Genomic DNA, 14,923 nt, shown 5'->3' with positions numbered 1-14,923 from the left:
TTTCTATACTTATTCGTTTTTCTGTGATAAACTAGGGATACTTGTAGTGGAACGACTTACAAACCCGGTGAATTTTTTATGACGACATTTGGAAAGCAAAGACGAGGCTTTCTCTTTTTTCTCACAACGATTGTCTGAAAAAAGCATGCAGCGGCTCTCGAAGCCTTCTTTTCAGGTCACTTTATTCGGACCTCGATTTTTTGATGCAGCGAATTCATCAACCAAATAGACTACTGCGAAAAGCAGATAAAGGAGAAAAGATATGATTTACAAAATTTATTACCAAGAAACAAAAGACCGCAACCCAAAGAGAGAACAAACCCACTCTTTGTACATTGAAGCAGACGATGCAGTGATCGCACGCCGTCTAGTGGAACAAAATACCCCATACAACATCGAGTTCGTTCAAGAACTAGATGAAAAACATTTAGCTTACGAAAAAGAAAACGCTGATTTCAAATTAGCGGAGTTTTAAGATGAAAGTTTCGCTGAAAAATAATGAGACCGGCGTATTCGGCGTCGGTGGACTTGGCGAAATCGGAAAAAACTGTTATGGGGTTCAATTCCAAGATGAGATCATCTTAATTGACGCGGGAATCAAATTCCCCGAAGATGAACTGCTTGGGATCGACTATGTCATTTCCGATTATAGCTACATCGTTCAAAATTTACCGAAAGTCAAAGGCTTGATCGTTACTCATGGTCACGAAGACCATATTGGCGGAATCCCTTACTTGTTGCGGGAAGCCAATATCCCGATCTATGCGGGACCATTGGCACTTGCTTTGATCACCAACAAATTAGATGAGCATGGCTTATTGCGGGACGCGGAATTACACGAAATCAATGAAGATACGGTGATTCGTTTCCGTAAAACGTCCATCAGCTTCTTCCGAACGACCCACAGTATCCCTGATGCTTTAGGTGTCGTTGTCAAAACGCCTTCTGGCAATATCGTCGCAACTGGCGATTTCAAGTTTGACTTTACGCCTGTGGGCGAACCAGCAAACTTGCACAAAATGGCAAAAATTGGTGAAGAAGGCGTCCTTTGCCTCCTTTCCGATAGTACCAATGCAGAAATTCCAACCTTTACCAAATCAGAAAAAACGATCGGCAGCTCGATTCAAAAGATTTTTGAAAAAATCGATGGTCGGATCATTTTTGCCAGCTTTGCTTCCAATATATTCCGGCTCCAACAAGCTGCAGATGCGGCGGTTGCGACTGGACGTAAAATCGCCGTTTTTGGACGCAGTATGGAAAATGCGATCGTCAACGGACAGCGCCTTGGCTATATCAAGGTGCCAGATGGTACATTTGTGGAATCTCATGAGATCAATCGTTTGCCTGCAAATGAAACGATGATCCTTTGTACGGGTTCTCAAGGAGAGCCGATGGCTGCTTTGAGTCGGATTGCCAACGGGACTCACCGTCAAATCCAAATTCACCCAGATGATACCGTGATTTTCTCAAGCTCACCGATTCCAGGAAATACCACGAGTGTCAATCAGCTGATTAACTTGCTGTTGGAAGCTGGCGCAAACGTGATCCATGGCAAATTGAACAACATCCATACTTCTGGTCACGGTGGCCAAGAAGAACAAAAACTGATGTTGCGTCTAATGAAGCCAAAATTCTTCATGCCTGTCCACGGGGAATTTCGGATGCTGAACATCCACACCCAGTTGGCACAAGATGTCGGTGTACCAAAAGAAAATTGTTTCATTATGGAAAATGGTGACATGTTGGCCTTAACAGCGGATACCGCTCGCTTGGCTGGTCATTTCAATGCCAATGATGTTTATGTTGACGGCAGCGGTATCGGTGATATCGGAAATGTCGTCTTACGAGATCGTCGTATTCTTTCAGAAGAAGGCCTCGTCTTAGCGGTAGCGACAGTCGATGTGGCGAAGAAAGAAGTTCTTGCTGGACCAGATATTCTTTCTCGTGGGTTTGTTTACATGCGGGAATCCGGCGAGATGATCAACGAAGCCCAACAAATTCTCTTCCGTGCGTTGCGAGAAGTCTTGAACCAACCAGACCCAACAGAACACAAATTAAGAGAAGCGATGTCATCGGCGTTACAGCCATTCCTATTTGAAAAAACCGAGCGTCATCCAATGATCCTTTCAATGATCATGACACCGGATGATTTATAGTCTCACATGCAAGGGGAGTTCTCAGGTTACTGGGAACTCCCCTTTTTCCTTTCCGTTGCAAAAAGCAAAAAAAAGACCATCGAATCGATGGTCTTTTGGGTTTTTGATTTCAAAGTGCTCTTACTGGCAGTTTGTTTGAAAGCTTACGCTTTGTTTACGTTAACTGCTTGAGGTCCACGATCAGAATCTTCCACGTCGAAAGTTACTGCTTGACCTTCTTCTAAAGTTTTGAATCCTTCACCTTGGATCGCTGAAAAGTGTACAAATACGTCTGTACCGTCTTCGCGAGAGATAAAACCAAACCCTTTTTCAGCATTGAACCATTTTACTGTACCTTGTTCCATTATAAAAAAACCTCCTCGTGCATAAGCACTTAATTATGTGTAACATTGCCTTTGTGCGATAGAGGCCTAACGTGCGTTTCAACATCTATTCAGCAAACAAAATTACAATAATATTTTACACTTGCCCGTATTTTTTTGCAAGACAGACGATTAGACAATTCACCTTTATTTTTAATAATGTTCGCAAATTAGCCGTTGTGTCAGCAAATTTCTTGATGCCAGAGGCCTTCTTCTCGCAAACTAACATAGGCATTGTCGCCAATAATTAAATGATCCAGTAGTTCGATCCCCATCAAGTCTCCGCACTTGATCAAGCGGCGTGTAAACAGCAGATCTGCCTCTGAGGCTTGAGGACTTCCACTTGGGTGGTTGTGAACGACGATCACTCGTGCGGCACTGTAGCGTACCGCCCAATGAAAAATCTCCCGTGGGTGAGCGATCGACTGATTCAACGATCCGATGAAGATCGTCTTTTTTTGAATGATCTCATTTTTGGTATTCAAATAAATCCCGAGCAAGTGCTCCTGACGAAAGTCTTTTAATTCTTGGATCAGCTGATGAGCGATCGCCATACTGGAGTTGATCTTGCCGTACTTTGGTTGAACAGACCGCTGGATCCGCACACCTAATTCAATCATCGCTTTGATCTCGATGGCTTTGATTTGTCCGACGCCGCGAATTTCTTGTAATTCATCGATTGTCGCTTCTTTTAATTCATACAATTCTTCAAAACGATTCAAGACACTAGCCGCTAATTCCAAGACATTTAGGGGCCGTGAGCCAGTCCGCAACAAAATTGCCAACAGTTCTTGGTTCGAAAGGGCATCAACCCCATATTGCACTAAGCGCTCTCGTGGAAACGAGCTTTGGGGAATCTCTGTTTCATTGATCATAAAAAAACTCCTTTGCGTCGGTCTAATAAAAGATACGCAAAGGAGAGAGTATTTCATGAATAAGATGCGCAAAAAATCACAGTTAAATCGAAAAAGCCGTTTCTAGAAAATCTGGGACATCCTCTAGTGAAGGCAAGACTTTCAAGACTTTTTCTTCAATGATGGTCGTCGGCGCGATCAAATCGGGAATCATAATGACTGAGATCCCAGCCCCATGAGCAGCATGAATACCGTTAGCCGAATCCTCAAGGATCACCAATTCTTCTTTTGGTACCGCCAGTAATGCATGAGCTTTTTCAAAAATCTCAGGATCTGGTTTTGCCCGTGTGACATCATCAAAGCAGACGATCTTAGGAAATTCCGCCGTTAAGTCTGCTGCTTCCAGCAAGGTGTCGATCACTTTGCGCTGGTTACTAGACGCCAACACTCGGGGAATCTTTTTCTCATCAAGATAATGCAATAACTCGTGGATCCCCGGCTTCAATTCAGCCTCGCCCCGTTGGAACATTTCCAACGTTTGCTGAAAAGCCGCTTGAATAAATTCTTCAATCATCTGATGACCAAAGGCTTCATCGAATCTCTCATGATAAGCTGCCCAGACTTCTTCATCCGAAACACCTACATAGGCTAGGTATAACTCTTTTGTATAGGGAATACCCATTTGATCAGCCACGATTTGAGTCGCTTGGTAATAAAGCAGCTCCGTGTCAAAAATCAAGCCGTCCATATCGAAAATCACACCACGTAACTTAGCCATTTCTTCCTCCTATTGCCAACAACAATTCACGAACTTCTGAAACAAAATACAAGGATCCTGTCACCAGCAGCAAATCTTCATTGGTCATTTTTTCTAATAATTCTGCCAAGCCAAACTGCCATAAAGAAACGGTTGAGATTCGTTTTTCATCGAGTTCCTGATAGCCGTCTGCCAAATGCAGTGCTTTGGGAAAATCGAAGGTCGTTAAATAAATCTCGGCTTGGGGAATCGATAGCAATTGCTGAAGCATCTCATTGACGTTTTTGGTTTCAAGCGCTGAAAACAGTACATGGATGCGATAGTCGCTGAACTCTTCTTTCATCGTATCTACTAAACGAGCCATGGCGTGTACGTTATGGGCACCATCGATAATCACTAGTGGCTCACTACTGATTCGTTCCATCCGCGCGGGCCAATAGGCTTTTCGCAAGCCATTGCGAATCTCTTTGGCCGAAAAGGGCAGTTGCCGCAGGTCGCAATACAGGCTGTATAATTGGATCGCAACACCGGCATTTTCTGGTTGATGGCGGCCTAACATCGGTGTTTTCAATCCTTTGATTTTGCCATGCTCATTTTCAAAATCAAATAATTCGCCCCATTCTTCATCGGGACGACGATAGGTCACACGGTACTCTTGCCCTGCATGATAAGCGGGTGCCTGTGCTTCTGTAGCTTTCAAATCGATCACCGAAAGCGCACTTTCAACGATATTGCCAGTAACAAGGGGTGTTTGCGGCTTGATGATCCCTGCCTTATGGGCAGCGATCGCTTCAATGGTATCCCCTAAGACATCCATGTGATCCATGCCGATCGTCGTGATCGCGGTCAAAATAGGAGAAATAACGTTGGTACTATCTAAGAGTCCCCCTAAGCCAACTTCAATAATCGCAACATCGACCTTTTTTTCTTCAAAATAGCCTAATGCCATAGCGGTAATGATCTCGAACTGGGTAATGCCCGTCAACGTTTCATCGCGATCAATTTCAGCAACCAGCGGCTGGATTTTTTCCACCCAAGCGACCAAGTCCTCATCTGATATAAATTGTCCGTTGATTTCAATTCGTTCATTGAACGCTTCAATGTGTGGGGAAGTAAAGGTCCCCACTTGCTGCCCAGCTTCTTCTAAAAGACTACGCAAATAACTGACGGTCGATCCTTTGCCATTCGTACCGGCGATATGGATCATGGTCACCTTTTTTTCAGGATTACCCATCCGTTTTAATAATGCTTCGACACGCATCAATCCAGGTCTTTGCCCAAATGTCAAACGCGAATGGATCCACGCTGTTGCTTCTTCGCTTGTCATCTCGCTCACCTCGCTCCTATTTTAACAAAAAATGAACGGCTTTCCCAATTTCTTTCCTTTAAACGAGAAAATTGTTCGCCCTGTTTCTATTGAATAAGCAAAAACAAGCATCTCCGAAAGATGCTTGTTTGCGTATGATGTGCTCATCCTATTGGATTGTGCGTAATTGTTCGATCCGTTCTTGAACGGCTTTTTGTTTTTCAAGATAATCGGCTTCTTTGCTGCGTTCTTGTGCCACGACTTCCTCTGGTGCATTGGCAACGAAGCGTTCATTCGCCAGTTTGCCTTGTACCCGTTGAACTTCTTGGGTGAACTTCGCTAGTTCTTTCTCCAAACGCGCGATTTCTTCTTCAATGTTGATCAACCCAGCTAGTGGCAAGTAGATCGTCGCACCTGATAGGATGGCAGACATCGCCAATTCAGGGGCTTGCAAGCTGTTAGAGATTTCTAGTTCTTCTGGATTACAGAAGCGTTCGATATAGTTTTTGTTAGCGATCAAGAATTCTTCGATCTCAGGCTCATTTGCTTGGATCAGCAAAGTGATTGGTTTCGAAAGTGGTGTATTTACTTCTGCTCGGATGTTTCGAACCGAACGAATCAATTCTTTCAACACTTCCATCCCTTGCGCCGCTTTTTCATCCGTCCATTCTGGAGCCACTTGTGGATACTCAGCAACGACTAATGATTCCCCTGTATGCGGCAGCTTGCTCCAGATTTCTTCTGTAACAAATGGCATGATTGGGTGCAACAAGCGTAAAATTTGATCAAGAACATGGACTAAGATGCTCTTATTAACTTGTTTCGCTGCTTCATTGTCACCGTATAACGTTTCTTTCGACATTTCAATGTACCAGTCACAGAAATCATCCCAGATAAAGTTGTATAATTGACGACCTGCTTCACCAAATTCGAAGCGTTCAAAAAGGTCAGTGACTTTTTCAATCGTTTCATTCAAGCGCGTCAAGATCCAACGATCCGCCACTGATTTTTCACCAGAAAAATCAATGTCTTCTGCAGTCATTTCGCTGACATTCATTAAGACAAAACGGGAAGCATTCCAAATTTTATTGATGAAGTTCCAAGCAGCATCCATTTTCTCATAGCTGAAACGCACGTCTTGTCCCGGTGCAGAGCCATTTGATAAGAACCAACGCAATGCATCAGCACCGTATTGTTCAATGACTTCCATCGGATCGATCCCGTTTCCAAGAGACTTACTCATTTTGCGACCTTGTTCATCACGGATCAATCCGTGGATCAAGACATTTTCAAATGGTCGTTTGCCAGTAAATTCCAAACTTTGGAAAATCATACGGCTTACCCAGAAGAAAATGATGTCGTAACCAGTTACTAATGTATTCGTTGGGAAGTAGCGTTGGAAATCTTCATTGTTTTCATCTGGCCACCCCATCGTTGAAAACGGCCATAAAGCAGAACTAAACCATGTATCCAATACGTCTGGATCTTGCTGCCAATTTTCGGCATCTGCTGGCGCTTCAAGTCCTACATACATTTCCCCCGTTTCTTTGTGGTACCAAGCTGGGATTTGATGGCCCCACCACAACTGACGAGAGATAACCCAGTCATGGACATTTTCCATCCAACGTAAGAATGTTTGGTTGAAACGTGGCGGATAAAAGTCCACCGCATCGTCGGTTTCTTGGTTGTCGATGGCTTGTTTTGCTAATGGTTCCATTTTTACGAACCATTGTGTCGATAAACGAGGTTCGACTACTACGCCTGTCCGTTCTGAGTGACCTACGCTATGGACCATTTTTTCGATTTTGATTAGACGACCTAACGCCTCTAAATCTTTCACGATTTGCTTGCGAGCAGCAAATCGATCCATGCCTGCATAGGTACCTGCTAAGTCATTCATTGTTCCGTCATCATTCATGACATTGACCCGTGGTAGGTCATGGCGGTTACCGACCTCGAAGTCATTCGGGTCATGGGCAGGAGTGATTTTTACGACCCCTGTTCCAAATTCTTGGTCCACGTACTCATCAGCGATGATTGGGATCTCTTTATTGACCAAAGGCAAGATCACTTTCTTACCAATCAATGCTTGATAGCGTTCATCTTCTGGATGAACCGCGACTGCTGTATCCCCCAACATCGTTTCTGGGCGAGTCGTTGCGATCTCCACCACACCGCTGCCATCTGCTAATTCGTAAGACATGTGGTAAAAAGCACCTTCGATGTCTTTGTGGATCACTTCAATATCAGATAATGCCGTGCGGGCTTGTGGATCCCAGTTGATGATGTACTCGCCACGATAGATCAAGCCTTTTTCATATAGCGTCACGAAAACTTTACGAACCGCTTCGGATAATCCATCATCTAATGTGAACCGTTCACGGCTATAGTCTAGGGATAACCCTAGTTTCGCCCATTGTTCCCGAATGTGACCGGCATATTCTTCTTTCCAATCCCATACTTGTTCAACAAATTTTTCCCGACCAAGGTCATAGCGAGAAATTCCTTGTTCCCGCAGCTTTTCTTCTACTTTGGCTTGGGTAGCGATCCCGGCATGGTCCATTCCTGGCAGCCATAAGGTGTCATACCCTTGCATCCGTTTTTGACGAATGATGATGTCTTGTAACGTGGTATCCCAGGCATGACCTAAGTGCAATTTTCCTGTTACGTTTGGTGGTGGAATCACGATAGAATAAGGTTTTGCTTCTTTGTTGCCGCTTGGTTTAAAACGGTCATGCTCTAACCAATCTTGGTAACGCCCGGCTTCTACTTCTTGGGGATTGTACTTGGTGGATAGATTCTCAGTTTCTGTCATAGTTGGTCCTCCTAAAGTTACTTTTTTTAAACGTAATGGTTGGTGTGGTTTTTTGGTGCCTGTTGCTGGGTAAAGCACGAAAATGTTCGAATCGTTCAGGATGAGTGCAGTGGTAGAGATGATTATCCGTTGTTTGTTGACGCCTCGTTTGTTGTTCGTAAAAAGTACGTTTCTTACAGAGTTCATGGCTCACTTCCGTGATCCTCTATTGTGTCTTAGGGCCTTTGGCAACCGATCTAACTCGCTTCGTGAACCAATTTTGGTGACTTCGCGTACTGTTCATCATCTGCTCTGTCCACTTTGTGGGCCAATCATAGTGATTCCTAGTATGGTTACTACGCTCCCTATGGTCGCCTAGTACTGTTCATCATCTGCTCTGTCCCTCTTTGTGGGCCACTCGCAGTGATTCACAGCAAAAAGCGCCCTAATGCCGAGGCATTAGGGCGCTGATACGCGGTACCACCTAAATTGCAGATTGCTCTGCCACTTTGACGTGAGGTAACGTTCACGACGCGCTTGATCTTACTGTGCGGCTTTATCTGCAAGAAACAAACCGTGGTTCGGATCAAAGACCTTCAAGCTACCTTTTCAGTGTCTGGGGAAGTCTTGCACCGACCGACTTCTCTCTGACCGCCAGGGTCACTGATACTCCTCTTGAACATTGTCTTGCTATCATAGATTCTTGTTTCATCTTGCTACATTCTACAATGAACTTTTTTGAAAGTCAATCAGAGGTTTGCTTTCGCCGCATCAATGGCTGCTTGATAATCCGGTTCGTGGGAGATCTCAGGCACGATCTCAACGTGTTGAATCACGCCTTCACGGTCCAAAACGAAAATTGCTCGGGCAAAATGACCGAAGTCTGGGATCATGATTTGATAGGCCTCACCGAAGGTATTCGCCGGATCATGAAGCATGATCATGTCGACGCCTTCTTGGCCGCACCATTGTGCTTGTTCTTCTTTTGTATTGTTAGAGATCGTTACAAAATTTATATCATCCAATTGACTTGCCTCTTGGTTGAAACGCTTGGTCTGCAACGCACAAACGCGTGTCACGATATCGGGAACAACGCTGATGATCGTTGGTTTTCCTAAAAAATCAGTCAGTGTATATTCCTTGTCCTCTAAACTTTTCAAGCGAAAATCAGCTGCTTTATCCCCTACTTTTGGTTGGTTGCCGGGCATCTCATAAACCGTTTCTTTGCGTGTAACTTGCATAACATCTCTCCTATAGCATTTTCTCCCAGTATAAGAAAGATTGTCAAAAAACGAAAAGGATTTGCTCAGACTTTCGATTTTTGCGAGTAGGTCGTATCAAAAAAGATCAATGTTTGCAATTCTGTCGTCAAATCAATGTATTGGATATTGACATCTTTTGGCACGATGACGGGATCAGGGGCAAAATTCAGGATTGCTGTGATCCCAGCATCCACGATCGCATCGATCGCCATTTGTGAATAGCGGCTAGGAACAGTCGAAATCGCTACGGTGATCCCTTTTTCTGCTACGACTTCCGCCAATTGGTCCATTCCATAGACATAACGTCCACTAATGGTCTGGCCAATCATTTCTGGATCATTGTCAAAAACCGCGATGACGGAAAGATTTTCATTTCTGCGAAAATTGTTGTTAGCTAACGCTTTTCCTAAATTTCCATAACCAATCAAGGCGATTTTTTTCTCCTCATTGGTTTCTAAAATATAGCTCAAAACCTCAATCAAATAAGGAACATCATAGCCATACCCACTTCTACCCAATTCTCCTAGATGAGAAAAATCCCGGCGGATCGTGGCTGAAGGAACTTGCGTGATTTCTGCAAACTCTTTTGATTTGATTCGCTGAATACCTGAGGCATCCAGTAATTTTAAGTGTCGTAAATAAGCTGGCAAACGTTTTGCCGTTGCTTTCGGAAGTTTTTTATCTCTTAATGCTTCCATCCTGTCCACCCTCCTTGTTAAATGATTCACATATTGAGTGTAGCATGTTCCATTTTCAATAGCAAGAAAATATTCACAAACTCTCTCACACGATGAAAAACGACCACAAATGTTCCATAACAGTTGTGGTCTTAGTTTAAAAAAGAGAGTTTATTATAAGAATTCAGCGAATTCAGTTGCTGATTTTTCTTGATTTGCCGTGATTGCTTCCAGTTTCAACCCAGCCATCGCCCGTTCCATCATCCCTTCGATATCGAGACGCTCTTCATATTGGTGTACCTTATCCAGTCTTGGGCGCGTCTTTGGTTGAGGAGGTGCAAAGATTGTGCAGCAATCCTCAAAGGGCTGAACCGATAACTCAAAGGTATCAATGGCTTCGGCAACTTCAATGATCTCCAATTTGTCCATCGTTGCCACTGGGCGCACGATTGGCGTATTGGTTACTTCATTGATGGCGACCATGCTATGCAAAGTTTGTGAAGCGACTTGTCCTAATGATTCGCCGTTTAAGATGATTAAACCGTGACGAGCCTCACGAATCGCATCTGTCAAACGCAGCATCATCCGACGGGTGATGGTCATCCAATAGCCTTGCGGCACACGGTTTTTGATTTCTTCTTGGATTTCCGTAAACGGAACTTCGATAAATTGGATGCTTCCCACATAAGGCGCAAGCTTCTTCGTTAAATCTTTGGCTTTTTGTAATGCTTGTTCACTCGTATAAGGAGGACTTGCAAAATGGACTGCTTCGATCTCAACACCGCGTTTCATGGCAAAGTAGCCTGCAACGGGCGAATCGATACCACCAGAAAGCATCAACATTCCCTTACCGCTGGTGCCAACGGGTAAGCCGGCTGCCCCTTGGATCGTTTCATAGGACAGATAGGCGCCATCGATCCGTATTTCCACCCGCAGATTGATGTCTGGTTTTTTCATTTGGACTTTGATATCAGGAAAACGGTCGATCACCGCATTACCTAAGGTCAAATTCAACTGGTTGCTATCTTGCACAAACGAGTGATCGCTGCGCTTAGCTGTGATTTTGAAGGTCTCAACACCGGTGTAGATCTCTGCCATAACGTCTTGAACGGCTTTCTTTAATAACTCAATGTCTTTTTCAACCCGAATACTAGGGGAAAAGTTTTGAATCCCAAAGACTTTTTGCAGCTTAGGAATGATCTCTTGGCTGTTTTCACCGTTCAATAGCAAGTGCATGCGATCTCGCTCGGCATGAACTTTGACATGGGGATAATCGGCTAAGGTACGTTTGACGTTTGAAGCTAATTGCATAATAAAACTACGACGATTTTTGCCCTTTGTTGACAGTTCGCCGTAACGAACCATGATTTCTGAATAATTCACGAGAAAACTCCTTTGATTTGGATTGATTTTATAGTGCTATGTCGTGCTTAATTGATTTTCGAAAATTTTTGGTACAACTGGTGGAAGACGATTAGAAACTGCTCGACTTCTGCCATTGTATTGCTCTCATCTAAACTGATACGAACAGCGGATGTCGCTAACTGTTCCGGAACGTGCATCGCATGAAGCGTACTGCTGGCCATCTTTTTACGAGAGGAACAAGCGCTCGTCGTCGAAAGATAGATCTGCTTTTCTTCAAAGGCATGGACTAAGACTTCTCCTCTGATCCCTTTTAATGAGAAACAAAGTATATGTGGCGCAAACCCTTCAGTGCCAGAAAAAAGCGTGACTTTCTCATAGCCAGCCAGTGCTTCTTGCAAATAGCCTTTTAATAATTGAACATGGTTCGGCTTTTCAGCCTTGTGTTCCGTCGCTAAACGCAGGGCTTTTGCCATGGCAACGATTGCTGGTACATTTTCGGTACCGCTGCGCTGGTTTTGCTCTTGCCCACCGCCAGTCATCAATGGCGCCAACTTACGACCTTGTTTCCAATAGATAAATCCGGCGCCACGAGGTCCGTGAAATTTATGTGCAGAGAACACGGCAAAATCGACTCGCTCATTGAACCATTGCTCTTGCGGGACCTTTGTGATGGCTTGGACGGCATCTACATGGAAATGGATCGTTGGGTAGTCCGCCAACACGGTTGCGATCTCATGGATCGGTTGAATCGATCCTACCTCATTATTGACCGCCATCACCGAAACCAAAATCGTTTCTTTGCGAATCATGTTTGCTAATTCTGACACGTTGACAAAGCCTTGAGCATCAACAGGGACCACACTGACCTCAAATCCTAATTCGGCTAATTGAGCCGCTGTTTCACTGACGGCAGGGTGTTCAATACTGGAAATAATCAGGTGATTCCCATAGGCTTTTTTCGCTAAAGCAGTCCCTTTGATGACCCAGTTGTCTCCTTCGGTCCCCCCACTGGTAAATGCGATCTCTTTGGAAGAAACGTTTAACAGATCGGCGATCTGCTGACGTGATTGCTGTAGCAGGCGATTGGCTTGATTTCCTAAATCATGCAAGCTTGAGGGATTGCCGATGATTCGCTGACTGACTTGGACATATGTATTTAAAGCTTGTGGATAAATAGCGGTTGTTGCACTGTTGTCAAAATAGATCAATGATAGGACCCTTTCTCTAAAAAAATTCTTTCCCATTATAACTGCTCTTGGGCTGAGTTTCAAGGTGACTCGCTGGCTTTGGCTTTATTTAAAGGAAACTTTCCCTTCCTTCGTAAGCGTTAATCATGCAGCGAGCCATTCTTTCCATGAAAAAAGCCAGTCAGTTTTTCACTGCTGGCTTTCGTATTATACTAAGTCGCGGTTATTGAAGTAGAAGTTTTCGATCCTTTTGAAGGCACCTGGTTCTACTCGTTCCAACGCTGTGCCGATTTCATCTAGCGCATCTTGATAGCGATATTCTTTACTGAACAAGTAAAGTGATTTGTCGATCGCTGCCTTGATATCTGGATGAGAATGACGATAACGGTTGGCATATTGCATCATTTGCTCAGTCAATGCCGCAGCATCCACCAAGTCTTTCGTTTGTTCATCTAAAAGATCAAGATCTTCTTCACAGACAGAAACCAATTTATTGATTTCTTGCATGTTGATGCGAATCTTGTTCAATTCTTTGCCTAGTTCTTCCACCCGATCTGTTGCCACGAAGAAGAATTCTAAGTACTCACCTGGCAAACCAGGTAAGCGTTGCTTCTCAACAAACCGCTTCAAGTTGCGTAGACGGAATTCGAAGCTTTCCACTTTTTCTTGTGCAACTTTTTCGCCACGACGTAATTCCGCAAGGGAATCATCGATTTCGACTTGCTGGCTTTCCACATCATCCAAAATCTTGTAGGCATCTTTGTAGAAGCTTTGCACTTCTGAATAAGGAATTTCGTGCTTTTCTAATTGTGGTAGGTACTCGTTATTGCGACGAGCCAATTCGTCGACTTCCGTTTGGAAACCACGGACGCGACCTAACTCATTATGATTCAATGTATAGCTTTGTGCCGTATGATCCAACTCGATCAACAACTGACGGTTGTTCTTTGTTGCGTGGTCAATATAGTCTTCAATGATTTGGCGATTTTTCATGACATATTTCTTGGCATTGATCTCACGTTCCATCACCGTATACAAGGCATCGATATCACTTGCAGTATCACGACTTGCCACTTCAACGGAAGCGACTTCTGTTTTCGCTAGATCGTTCATGGAGTTTTCAACTCGTTTTTTCACACGGTTGATTTCTTCTTGGAAGTTTGCTTCTGGGAACACATATTTTTGTTCTAATAATTTTTTGTAGCCATCTTGGATTTCTTTCAACTGATCTGGGAAGGTACGGTTTAATTCTTCGTAGGCCGCTGGGATCCGTTTCATTAAGTCTTCTACTTCATAGGTGTGTTTTTCTGCTTGGTCTAACACTTCCCGTGCTTCCACAGGATCGCCTGAAGTATTTAAGGTAACAAATTGGGTGAACTCAATTTCAATGTTTTTGATTTGTTTTTGCAGCTCATTGTAAGCAGGACCGAATTCTTCGCCTTGATCCCGTAGCTTCTTCTTCAAGTCTTCGTAAACGTCCAACGCTTTTTGGACTTCCAGTGAATTTCGTTCTTCACTTTCTCGTAATTCTTTCAAGCCGGCGCGAATCTCTTCTACTTGGCGTTCCATCTCATCCATGGTCGCTTCCGCTTGAACGATCGCCCCTTTTGCTTTGAAAAAGCGGATGCGTTCGTTTAGTTCTTCCACTTCAAAGATTTGACTCTCAAGTTCAGCAAAAGATTTTGTGGAGATATCTGTCCATTGTTGGTTCCACTCACGAAAGGTATTTTGACTTTGACCAACCAAGTGCATTCTTTTTACTTCATCGACTTCTTCGATCACCGGTAAGTCAAACAGATTTTCTTTGCGTTTTTCCAAGTCATTTAGCTTTTCTTGGTTTTTCTTCCGCATGAAAAAGCCAATTGCATACAAGACCGCTGCGATGATGATGATGGCAATGACAATTCCAAAGATGATATTAGTTCCCATTTTGTGGTTCCTCCAATTTTCAAATATACATGTTTCGTCTAAAATCTGCTGATCAGCAGATTGATTGATAAGTTCATTGAGTATAAAAAGGACAGACAGTCCCTTTATAAAAAAGCATCTACGCTAGATTATAGCATAAAGAAAAAAATCAAGCATTAGATTGAGGCAAAAAAGATCGACTTTTTTCGCATCGAATAAAATCATTCACGGCTTTTCCATCGATAATGAAAACAAATCGTGAAATTTACATCAACAAGTGACTTTTTTTCTGATT

General features: G+C 43.6%; 12 protein-coding genes and 1 other annotated feature. Of the genes, 2 read left to right on the top strand and 10 right to left on the bottom strand.

Going from position 1 to position 14,923, the window contains the following annotated elements; all coding sequences use genetic code 11:
* Nucleotides 1-262 precede the first annotated feature (262 nt).
* Together IGJ01_RS03385 and rnjA are read left to right on the top strand one after the other, a co-directional pair.
* Nucleotides 263-475, top strand: coding sequence for a DNA-directed RNA polymerase subunit epsilon (locus IGJ01_RS03385; RefSeq protein WP_005225157.1), 213 nt, complete (start codon nucleotides 263-265; stop codon nucleotides 473-475).
* Nucleotide 476: 1 nt separating this feature from the next.
* Nucleotides 477-2,156: a ribonuclease J1 gene (rnjA, locus tag IGJ01_RS03380; protein ID WP_005225156.1), complete on the top strand. Its 1,680-nt coding sequence runs from the start codon at nucleotides 477-479 to the stop codon at nucleotides 2,154-2,156.
* A gap of 143 nt (nucleotides 2,157-2,299) precedes the next feature.
* On the opposite strand, the gene IGJ01_RS03375 is transcribed toward rnjA, so the two are convergent.
* The 10 genes from IGJ01_RS03375 to ezrA form a co-directional block, all read right to left on the bottom strand.
* Nucleotides 2,300-2,500: a cold-shock protein gene (locus IGJ01_RS03375; protein WP_005225155.1), complete on the bottom strand. Its 201-nt coding sequence runs from the start codon at nucleotides 2,498-2,500 to the stop codon at nucleotides 2,300-2,302.
* A 200-nt stretch (nucleotides 2,501-2,700) separates the two neighbouring features.
* Entirely contained in the window at nucleotides 2,701-3,393 is a 693-nt protein-coding gene (gene radC, locus IGJ01_RS03370) for a RadC family protein (protein ID WP_008377042.1), read from the bottom strand.
* Between the two features lie 82 nt (nucleotides 3,394-3,475).
* Complete coding sequence (locus IGJ01_RS03365; RefSeq protein WP_016611929.1) at nucleotides 3,476-4,150, bottom strand: HAD family hydrolase; 675 nt, start codon at nucleotides 4,148-4,150, stop codon at nucleotides 3,476-3,478.
* Nucleotides 4,143-5,456 carry a bifunctional folylpolyglutamate synthase/dihydrofolate synthase gene (locus IGJ01_RS03360; RefSeq protein WP_008377037.1) on the bottom strand — a complete coding sequence of 438 codons (1,314 nt, stop codon included), beginning with the start codon at nucleotides 5,454-5,456 and terminating at the stop codon, nucleotides 4,143-4,145. The genes IGJ01_RS03365 and IGJ01_RS03360 overlap by 8 nt, the downstream gene beginning before the upstream one ends.
* Before the next feature lie 148 nt (nucleotides 5,457-5,604).
* Nucleotides 5,605-8,250 carry a valine--tRNA ligase gene (locus IGJ01_RS03355; protein WP_061053800.1) on the bottom strand — a complete coding sequence of 882 codons (2,646 nt, stop codon included), beginning with the start codon at nucleotides 8,248-8,250 and terminating at the stop codon, nucleotides 5,605-5,607.
* Between the two features lie 436 nt (nucleotides 8,251-8,686).
* Nucleotides 8,687-8,921 (bottom strand) — a binding site (T-box leader).
* Nucleotides 8,922-8,978: 57 nt separating this feature from the next.
* Complete coding sequence (tpx, locus tag IGJ01_RS03350) at nucleotides 8,979-9,470, bottom strand: thiol peroxidase (protein WP_008377033.1); 492 nt, start codon at nucleotides 9,468-9,470, stop codon at nucleotides 8,979-8,981.
* A gap of 65 nt (nucleotides 9,471-9,535) precedes the next feature.
* Nucleotides 9,536-10,189, bottom strand: coding sequence for a redox-sensing transcriptional repressor Rex (locus IGJ01_RS03345; RefSeq protein WP_005237525.1), 654 nt, complete (start codon nucleotides 10,187-10,189; stop codon nucleotides 9,536-9,538).
* A 153-nt stretch (nucleotides 10,190-10,342) separates the two neighbouring features.
* Nucleotides 10,343-11,551, bottom strand: a complete 1,209-nt coding sequence (gene thiI / locus IGJ01_RS03340; protein WP_086316927.1) for a tRNA uracil 4-sulfurtransferase ThiI — start codon at nucleotides 11,549-11,551, stop codon at nucleotides 10,343-10,345.
* A gap of 47 nt (nucleotides 11,552-11,598) precedes the next feature.
* A complete protein-coding gene (locus IGJ01_RS03335; RefSeq protein ID WP_034872411.1) occupies nucleotides 11,599-12,741 on the bottom strand; it encodes a cysteine desulfurase family protein in 1,143 nt (380 codons plus the stop codon).
* Between the two features lie 186 nt (nucleotides 12,742-12,927).
* On the bottom strand, nucleotides 12,928-14,649 hold the full coding sequence (gene ezrA, locus IGJ01_RS03330; protein WP_016611694.1) for a septation ring formation regulator EzrA: 1,722 nt from the start codon (nucleotides 14,647-14,649) through the stop codon (nucleotides 12,928-12,930).
* Nucleotides 14,650-14,923 lie beyond the last annotated feature (274 nt).

The organism is Enterococcus sp. AZ089 (assembly GCF_050547225.1).
Taxonomy (GTDB): Bacteria; Bacillota; Bacilli; order Lactobacillales; family Enterococcaceae; genus Enterococcus_D; species Enterococcus_D entomosocium.
The sequence above is the reverse complement of the archived record's forward strand: the minus strand, read 5'-3'. Positions and strand labels throughout refer to the sequence as shown.

What these genes read in the sequence shown, in the direction of transcription:
- tpx (WP_008377033.1), bottom strand. Translation starts at nt 9,470, where the DNA reads ATGCAAGTTACACGCAAAGAAACGGTTTATGAGATGCCCGGCAACCAA.
- IGJ01_RS03365 (WP_016611929.1), bottom strand. Translation starts at nt 4,150, where the DNA reads ATGGCTAAGTTACGTGGTGTGATTTTCGATATGGACGGCTTGATTTTT.
- ezrA (WP_016611694.1), bottom strand. Translation starts at nt 14,649, where the DNA reads ATGGGAACTAATATCATCTTTGGAATTGTCATTGCCATCATCATCATC.
- IGJ01_RS03360 (WP_008377037.1), bottom strand. Translation starts at nt 5,456, where the DNA reads ATGACAAGCGAAGAAGCAACAGCGTGGATCCATTCGCGTTTGACATTT.
- IGJ01_RS03345 (WP_005237525.1), bottom strand. Translation starts at nt 10,189, where the DNA reads ATGGAAGCATTAAGAGATAAAAAACTTCCGAAAGCAACGGCAAAACGT.
- IGJ01_RS03375 (WP_005225155.1), bottom strand. Translation starts at nt 2,500, where the DNA reads ATGGAACAAGGTACAGTAAAATGGTTCAATGCTGAAAAAGGGTTTGGT.
- radC (WP_008377042.1), bottom strand. Translation starts at nt 3,393, where the DNA reads ATGATCAATGAAACAGAGATTCCCCAAAGCTCGTTTCCACGAGAGCGC.
- IGJ01_RS03355 (WP_061053800.1), bottom strand. Translation starts at nt 8,250, where the DNA reads ATGACAGAAACTGAGAATCTATCCACCAAGTACAATCCCCAAGAAGTA.
- IGJ01_RS03385 (WP_005225157.1), top strand. Translation starts at nt 263, where the DNA reads ATGATTTACAAAATTTATTACCAAGAAACAAAAGACCGCAACCCAAAG.
- rnjA (WP_005225156.1), top strand. Translation starts at nt 477, where the DNA reads ATGAAAGTTTCGCTGAAAAATAATGAGACCGGCGTATTCGGCGTCGGT.